This window comes from Clostridium polyendosporum (assembly GCF_018332455.1).
In the GTDB taxonomy this organism is placed as follows: Bacteria; Bacillota; Clostridia; order Clostridiales; family Clostridiaceae; genus Clostridium_AY; species Clostridium_AY polyendosporum.
The window spans coordinates 1-7,670 of record NZ_BOPZ01000054.1 but is presented as its reverse complement, the minus strand read 5'-3'; the positions used below and the strand labels follow the sequence as shown (position 1 = coordinate 7,670).

At 30.7% G+C, this 7,670-nt stretch carries 7 protein-coding genes; 5 read left to right on the top strand and 2 right to left on the bottom strand.

Annotated elements, in window-relative coordinates:
• Positions 1-703: 703 nt before the first annotated feature.
• Together CPJCM30710_RS17180 and CPJCM30710_RS17175 are read left to right on the top strand one after the other, a co-directional pair.
• Complete coding sequence (locus CPJCM30710_RS17180; protein WP_212905367.1) at positions 704-2,029, top strand: 6-phospho-alpha-glucosidase; 1,326 nt, start codon at positions 704-706, stop codon at positions 2,027-2,029.
• Positions 2,030-2,248: 219 nt separating this feature from the next.
• A complete protein-coding gene (locus tag CPJCM30710_RS17175) occupies positions 2,249-2,485 on the top strand; it encodes a SemiSWEET transporter (protein WP_212905368.1) in 237 nt (78 codons plus the stop codon).
• A gap of 251 nt (positions 2,486-2,736) precedes the next feature.
• Here the strand turns inward: CPJCM30710_RS17175 and fabF are convergent, their stop codons facing one another.
• Together fabF and CPJCM30710_RS17165 are read right to left on the bottom strand one after the other, a co-directional pair.
• Complete coding sequence (fabF, locus tag CPJCM30710_RS17170; RefSeq protein WP_212905366.1) at positions 2,737-3,984, bottom strand: beta-ketoacyl-ACP synthase II; 1,248 nt, start codon at positions 3,982-3,984, stop codon at positions 2,737-2,739.
• 38 nt (positions 3,985-4,022) lie between these two features.
• A complete protein-coding gene (locus CPJCM30710_RS17165; protein ID WP_212905365.1) occupies positions 4,023-4,256 on the bottom strand; it encodes an acyl carrier protein in 234 nt (77 codons plus the stop codon).
• A 292-nt stretch (positions 4,257-4,548) separates the two neighbouring features.
• On the opposite strand from CPJCM30710_RS17165, the gene bioF reads away from it, so the two are divergent.
• Genes bioF through bioC form a run of 3 tightly spaced genes read left to right on the top strand, consistent with a single transcriptional unit; the run spans position 4,549 to position 7,295 of the window.
• Positions 4,549-5,721, top strand: coding sequence for an 8-amino-7-oxononanoate synthase (gene bioF, locus CPJCM30710_RS17160; RefSeq protein WP_212905364.1), 1,173 nt, complete (start codon positions 4,549-4,551; stop codon positions 5,719-5,721).
• Positions 5,690-6,481 carry an alpha/beta fold hydrolase gene (locus CPJCM30710_RS17155; protein ID WP_212905363.1) on the top strand — a complete coding sequence of 264 codons (792 nt, stop codon included), beginning with the start codon at positions 5,690-5,692 and terminating at the stop codon, positions 6,479-6,481. The genes bioF and CPJCM30710_RS17155 overlap by 32 nt, the downstream gene beginning before the upstream one ends.
• On the top strand, positions 6,468-7,295 hold the full coding sequence (bioC, locus tag CPJCM30710_RS17150; protein WP_212905362.1) for a malonyl-ACP O-methyltransferase BioC: 828 nt from the start codon (positions 6,468-6,470) through the stop codon (positions 7,293-7,295). The genes CPJCM30710_RS17155 and bioC overlap by 14 nt, the downstream gene beginning before the upstream one ends.
• The last annotated feature ends 375 nt before the right edge of the window (positions 7,296-7,670 follow it).

Genomic DNA, 7,670 nt, shown 5'->3' with positions numbered 1-7,670 from the left:
TTGAAGCCAGGGTGAGACAAGCTAAACTGGCTTAGTTGGTGTGCAATAAAATATGAAAGATAAAACGTGAAAACCTGCTAAAAAAAAGTATTGACTTTTATTAGCAGGTTTAACCTTATACATATAAATATATGTATAAGATTGAACGGAGCTTTCTATTTTTTGTGCTCAATTAATAATAATATATTAGGAGTGACACAAATCAAGTTATATTGCATTAGCTTCGTTATAAGAAATAGTTAAATATATTATGTCTTCATGTGGGATATTATTGAGAATTTTACAGTGTTAAGCAGATTTTAAATACAATAACTTAAGAGAAAATATATAGTTATAAGAGGTACTTCATGTTGAAATACCTCTTAAAGTTTTGTATCAAAAAGTAAAGGTTAGGTATTAAATGTTAGCACTATAATAAAGTGTCAATAGCTAGAATTCAGTCTGTGAAAATTCCCTGAAAGTGTGAATAATCACAACTAGAGGGATTAAGCACTGATTAGTCCAATTGCATTGTAATGGTTTACCTTATTTGTTATCATAAAATCAATGAAAGTGCTTTTAAGAAAGTGTAACAAAAGAAACGTAAGTTTTATGAAGGAATTTATGTATAGTTATACTTTTGAATAGTGTTTATTTATATCTAGGTAAATAAAAGGTATTAAAATAAAAGCAAAAAAAGTTGAATTATAAGGAGGAAATGTTTATGAAGAAGTTTTCTATAGTTGTTGCAGGTGGAGGAAGTACATTTACACCAGGGATTGTATTAATGTTATTAGATAATTTAGATAGGTTTCCTATTCGTAAAATTAAGTTTTATGATAATGATAAGGAACGTCAAGATACTATTGCAAAGGCATGTGAAATACTTTTAAAAGAAAAGGCACCAGAGATCGAATTTTTAGCAACAGTAGATCCAGAAGAAGCATTTACTGATATAGATTTCGTTATGGCACATATACGTGTAGGTAAATACGCAATGCGTGAACTAGATGAAAAGATTCCTCTAAAATATGACGTTGTAGGTCAAGAAACTTGTGGACCAGGTGGAGTTGCATATGGTATGCGTTCAATTGGTGGAATACTTGAGATAATCGATTATATGGAAAAATATTCTCCAAATGCATGGATGTTAAACTATTCTAATCCAGCTGCAATCGTAGCAGAAGCTACTCGTAAATTAAGACCAAATTCAAAGATATTAAATATCTGTGATATGCCAGTAGGAATTGAAGAACATATGGCTAAAATTGTAGGATTAGAATCTCGTAAAGATATGTTGGTACGCTACTATGGATTAAACCACTTCGGATGGTGGTCAAGCGTTACTGATAAAGAAGGCAATGATTTAATGCCAAAGATTAAAGAACATGTAGCAAAATACGGTTATAATGTTGACATCAATGAAAATCAACATACAGATGCTAGCTGGAATGATACATTCACTAAAGCACGTGATGTATATGCAGTAGATCCAAGTACTTTACCAAACACATATTTAAAGTACTACTTATTCCCAGATTACGTAGTAGAACATTCTGATAAAGAATATACAAGAGCAAATGAAGTAATGGATGGTCGTGAAAAGTTTGTATTTGGTGAATGTAAAAAGGTAATAGAAAATCAATCAACTGAGGGTTGTGCACTGCATATTGATGAGCATGCTTCTTACATTGTAGACTTAGCACGTGCAATTGCCTATAACACGCAAGAAAGAATGTTATTAATTGTTGAGAACAATGGAGCAATAGAAAACTTTGATCCAACAGCAATGGTTGAGATTCCTTGTATAGTAGGCAGTAATGGTCCAGAACCACTTGTAATAGGAAAGATTCCACAATTCCAAAAAGGTTTAATGGAACAGCAAGTATCTGTTGAGAAATTAGTAGTAGAAGCATGGGCAGAAAAGTCTTACCAAAAGTTATGGCAAGCTATCACGTTATCTAAAACAGTTCCAAGTGCTAAAGTTGCAAAGAACATTTTAGATGATTTAATTGAAGCAAATAAAGAATATTGGCCTGAATTAAAGTAATTTAAAGTTTTGATAAATATAGAATCATAGATACACAACTTCATAGCTAAATTTATAATTCATAAACAAGCATTGCATGTCGGGCTATTTGCTGCCATTTCACGAAGTGAAATCTGGCTCAAATTTAATAGGCTCGATGCCTATTAAATTTTATTTAACATGAATTGTTTAAGGATTGAAGTTGTATATCTTTAATAGAGGAGTGAGTAGACTTTGGGAATGTTAGCAGCATGTTTAACAACATTTTCCTTTTTACCTCAGGCCATAAAAGTAATTAAAACAAAGGATACAAAAGGTATATCATTAGCGATGTATAGCATGTTTGTATTAGGAGTATTTTGTTGGATGTTATATGGAATACAAGTGAAGGATGTACCTATCATTGGAGCAAATTTTGTTACATTCATTTTTGCAGGAATAGTATTAATTTTTAAAATTAAGTCTAAGGATAAGTAGTAAGATATACTTAGACTGCAGTATTAAAATCGTAATATGTAACTAATTTTACTTCCTTATTAATAATTCTCGGAACCCTCTTAAACTTATTGTATATAATTAGAATGGTATTTTTTAAAATCTTGTATTTCAAGTTGGGTGTCCCAAAAGTTATGCTTTTGGGACACCCCCTTAAAGTTTAAAGTAGAATTAACTTGTTTATGCTAAATTGTTAAAGGATTGAAGTTGTATATCTTTAGTAGGCTCTATGCCTAGTCAGATTTATTTCCCCATTTCTTGAATACAATTGTAGCATTATGACCGCCAAATCCAAATGAATTTGATAAAATATAGCGAAGGTCAACATTTCGCCCTTTATTTATTACATAGTCAAGATCACATTCATCATCTTTGATTTTGTATCCTATAGTACCATGGATATAATTTTCTTCTAAGGCTTTTAAGCATGTGATAGCCTCTACTGCTCCTGCTGCTCCTAATAAATGTCCAATCATAGATTTAGTTGAACTGATAGGGATATTATAAGCGTGGTCTTCGAAAACTGCTTTAATGGCTTCTGTTTCTAACTTATCATTATAGGGTGTTGAAGTTCCATGGGCATTTATATAGGATATGTCCTCAGAAGTTACCACCGCGTCTTCTAGTGCTAACTTCATTGCTCTAATTTCCCCTTCACATTTAGGGTCAGGGGTTATTAGGTGATATGCATCAGACGTAAAACCATATCCAACTACTTCACCATATATTTTGGAATCTCTTTTTAATGCATGTTCAAGTTCTTCTAGTATTAACATCCCAGCACCTTCCCCAATGACAAATCCATCTCTTTCTTTATCAAAAGGTATAGAAGCACGTTGGGGATTATTTTTTAAAGATAAAGCATTAAGATTAGTAAAGCCAGCTACCATAAGAGGTGTTATGCAAGCTTCACTAGCTCCTGCAATCATTACATCTGCATATCCATACTGAATAGCTCTAAAGGCTTCACCAATTGAATTAGTTCCTGATGCGCAGGCGGTAATAATTGTATTTGAGATTCCCTTTGCATTAAAAGCAATTGAAATATTTCCTGTCAAAGTATTTGGTAAACATTTAGGTAGCAATAGGGGAGAGACCATATTCATTCCACCATTTAAAAGATTCATTGTTTCTTCTACAGTGGTGATGATACCACCTACGCCACTTCCAATGGATATTCCAAATCTATTCCTGTCAATAGCAGCCTTATCTAATCCTGCATCATGGAATGCTTCTCTTGAGGCAACCATCCCTAACTGGGAAAAACGATCTAATCTATTTGCTTGTTTTCTATCAAAGAAATTGAGTGGATCAAATTCTTTTAGTTCTGCAGCTATTTTTACTTTGGAATCTTTTATATCAAAGGATTTAATATAATCTATACCACATAGTCCATTTTTGGCATTATTCCAAAAGCTACTTGCAGTGTTTCCGATAGGTGTAACAGCTCCAAGTCCAGTAATTACAACTCTTCTTTTCATAGGCACCTCTATAGAATTTAGTAAATTAATTAAATAACTTATGAATTGATTTTGTTTTCAATATTTTCAACAATGTCTTTAACTATTTTAAACTCTGCAACTTTTTCATTTTCAATATTAATTTTATACTTGTTCTCTAAAGCAAGAAGAATTTGAGACATATCTAAAGAATCAATATCCAATTCATTATATAGATCACTCTCTAAAAGAATTTCATCTTCAGGAATTCCAATAATATTCATAATAACTTTTCTTACATCTTTAAATATCATTATTAAGACCTCCATTAAGTATATAATAAATATCTAACATTATGTCTGATAACTAACAAACACTAATACTCAGCTTTATAAGTGGGCGTTAAGTGGTTGTTAGTTTTTAGATTTGTTTAATTAAGAATCAAGTGGGTTACCCGCCATCTAAATAAAAGCTTTGCTTTATATTATAGAGTATTTATTGATATTGTAAACCTATTTTTAAAAATAAGTTGACAAAACAATATTAATAATATATTTTTGTAATAATATGGTGTCAATGTAATCAAAGAAAATCAGGAGAATGATTATGGAAAATCTTTTAAAAATATTATCTTCATTAAAAGAAAAAGGGTTGTATCGAGAAGATTTTAGATATTTAAGTTCAGAACAAGCCCCTAGGGTTTGTATTGAAGGCAAAGAAATCATTTTGTTAGGTTCAAATAATTACTTAGGACTTTGTAATGATATTCGCTTAAAAGAAGCAGCTATTGATGCAGTGAAGCAATATGGTTTAGGTTCAGGAGGTTCTAGGTTAACTACTGGTTCATATGATTTGCACAAAAGTTTAGAAAAAAAAATTGCTGATTTTAAAGGTACAGAGAGTAGTTTGATTTTCAATACTGGTTATATGGCTAATGTCGGGATAATATCATCTCTTTGTGATAGAGAATGGGTTATCTTTTCTGATAAAAACAATCATGCCAGTATAATTGATGGGTGTTTATTAAGTGGTGCAAAACTTGTTAGATATAAGCATTGTGATATGGATGACTTAGAGAAGAAAATATTAGAACATAGAGGTAACAATAATTTAATCGTAACTGATGGAGTATTTAGTATGGATGGAGATGTAGCGCCATTGCCGGATATTGTGAGGTTAGCCAAAGAGTATGGAATGATTACTATGGTAGATGATGCTCATGGAGTTGGTATCCTTGGAGAGCGTGGTTCGGGCACTGCATCATATTTTAAAGTTACTAATGAGATAGATATACAAATGGGAACATTAAGCAAAGCTATAGGTTCTATTGGAGGATATGTAGCTGGAAGACAATACTTTATTGATTATTTTAGAAATTTTGCTAGAAGTTTTATTTTTTCCACTGCACTACCTCCTTCATTTATTTCTACCTCCTTAAAAGCAATTGAAATCATTGAAAAGGATGAAATTACAAGGCAGCATCTTTTAGAAATGGCTAATTGGTTTAAGAATAGACTTATAAAAGCAGGATTTCATGTGACTAATACTATCACACCTATTATACCGGTAGTTGTAGGAGATGTGAAAAAAACAGTTGAATTAAGTGAAAGTTTACTAGAAGAAGGAATTTATGTACCAGCTATAAGACCACCTACAGTACCAAAGGGAACAAGTAGGTTAAGAATTTCACTGATGGCCACCCATACTTATCATGATTTAGAATATGTAATGGACGTAATAAATTTTCATGGAAAAAAATTGGGGATTATTGAAGGGTGATTTTATGAATGGATGCTTAATAATATTATCAGGATGGGCAGTACATAAGTTGGCTTGGAGATCTATTTTAGATTTGTTAGAGAAGGATTATGAAGTAATTATAGTCGATTGGAATTCTGTAGATTCATTAGATAGCTTTAAACAAAGAGTTATTACTATCCTAGAAGAACGGGATATCAGTAGGTTTTCAATCATAGGCTGGTCTTTAGGTTCTTTAGTAGCTATAGATATAGCTGCTAGCCATTCTTTTCAGATTGAGCACATGATTCTTATTAGCAGTACAAGCAAATTCATACAGGATCAAAAAGAGAATTACAATATTGGATGGCATAAAAAAACTATTGATAGAATGATTTATATGCTAAAGGAACATCCGGAAGAAACTTTAAATAAGTTTTATAGAAATCTTTTTAGTAAGGTAGAAGTAAAAGATGGTTATTGTGATTATTTTCTTAAGGAAATATTTTCTTCAAATAAGAAGAATTCAGTACAATCATTAACTTTAGGATTAGAATACTTAATTATGAAAGATTTTAGAGACAAAATTAATCAAATAAATATACCAGTACTATTAATACATGGGGATGAAGATTTGATTTGTCCTGTTAAGGCTGCAGAATATTTAGAAAATCATTTGAAAACATCTAGATTAGTTATATTTACTGAAACAGGGCATGTGCCGTTTTTTACAAAATCAAATCAATGTTATGAAGTTATAAAAAACTATATGTTAAACGGAAGGAAAGATGAGAGTGATTGATAAAGAAAAACTAAAAAGAAGGTTTAGCAGAAATATAAAGAATTATGATAAATATGCTAACGTTCAAAAAAGAATGGGAGATATTCTTGTTGATTATATAAAGAATGATAGGTCACATATAAAAAACATTTTAGAAATTGGTTGTGGTACAGGATATGTAACTCAAAGGTTAATAAATTATTTTCCGGATGCTCAAATTACAGCAGTAGATATTGCACCAGGGATGATTGAATATGTAAAATCTATAATTCAATGTGACCGTGTAAATTTTATTTGTGAAGACATTGAAGAAATGAAATTAAAGGATAAATTTGATTTAATAATATCAAATGCAACTTTCCAATGGTTTAATAATTTAGAAAAAACCACTAATCAACTAATCGAATTGCTTGATAAAAATGGTATTTTGTGTTTTTCAACTTTTGGTGAAAATACATTTAAAGAATTAAACGAGGCCTTTTCTAAGGCAAAGGATATGCTTAAAATAAATGAATCAATTTCTCCTGGTCAGTCTTTTTACTCCTTAAATCAGTTACAAGATATATGTAACAATATTATAACTACAAATAATGTAAATGATATGGAGATAAGTTCTTTAGAATCTTATGAGTATGAGTATTTCAACTGCTGCATAGATTTTTTGTATTCTATTAAAAAAATTGGTGCTAATAATAGCCAAAAAGATGGCAATATAACACCACCTGATTTTATAGAAAAAGTTATTGAGATTTATGATAAAGATTACTTAGAAAATGATAGAGTTGTCGCGACTTATCATACTTTATATTTTTATATAAAATACAAGGATATGTAATTATAAGAGGTATCTATGAGATATCTCTTAAAGTTTTATATGAAAAAATAAAGAGCAGCTATTAAGGTGTCAATAGATAGGGATGAGTTTGTGAAAATTCACAGAAAATGTGAAGAATCACAACTAGAGAGATTAGGAACTGATTAGCTTAGTTTTATTGTAATGGTTTACTTAATTTGTTATCATAAAGTTAATGAAAGTACTTTCAAGAAAGTTTTATACAAAGTTTGCGCAAGCGTTTGTTTGGTAAAGTAAAGGGTATTTTAAAAGGGAAAAATATATTAATGAGGTGATGGGTTATGATGCAAAAAGTTCAGCGCTTTGGTGCCGCTATGTTTGCACCGGTATTATTATTTGCTTTTTCAGGTATGATTG

Excerpts from the sequence above, each read along its gene's own strand:
- CPJCM30710_RS17180 (WP_212905367.1), top strand. The coding sequence starts at position 704 with ATGAAGAAGTTTTCTATAGTTGTTGCAGGTGGAGGAAGTACATTTACA.
- CPJCM30710_RS17175 (WP_212905368.1), top strand. The coding sequence starts at position 2,249 with ATGTTAGCAGCATGTTTAACAACATTTTCCTTTTTACCTCAGGCCATA.
- fabF (WP_212905366.1), bottom strand. The coding sequence starts at position 3,984 with ATGAAAAGAAGAGTTGTAATTACTGGACTTGGAGCTGTTACACCTATC.
- CPJCM30710_RS17165 (WP_212905365.1), bottom strand. The coding sequence starts at position 4,256 with ATGATATTTAAAGATGTAAGAAAAGTTATTATGAATATTATTGGAATT.
- bioF (WP_212905364.1), top strand. The coding sequence starts at position 4,549 with ATGGAAAATCTTTTAAAAATATTATCTTCATTAAAAGAAAAAGGGTTG.
- CPJCM30710_RS17155 (WP_212905363.1), top strand. The coding sequence starts at position 5,690 with ATGGAAAAAAATTGGGGATTATTGAAGGGTGATTTTATGAATGGATGC.
- bioC (WP_212905362.1), top strand. The coding sequence starts at position 6,468 with ATGAGAGTGATTGATAAAGAAAAACTAAAAAGAAGGTTTAGCAGAAAT.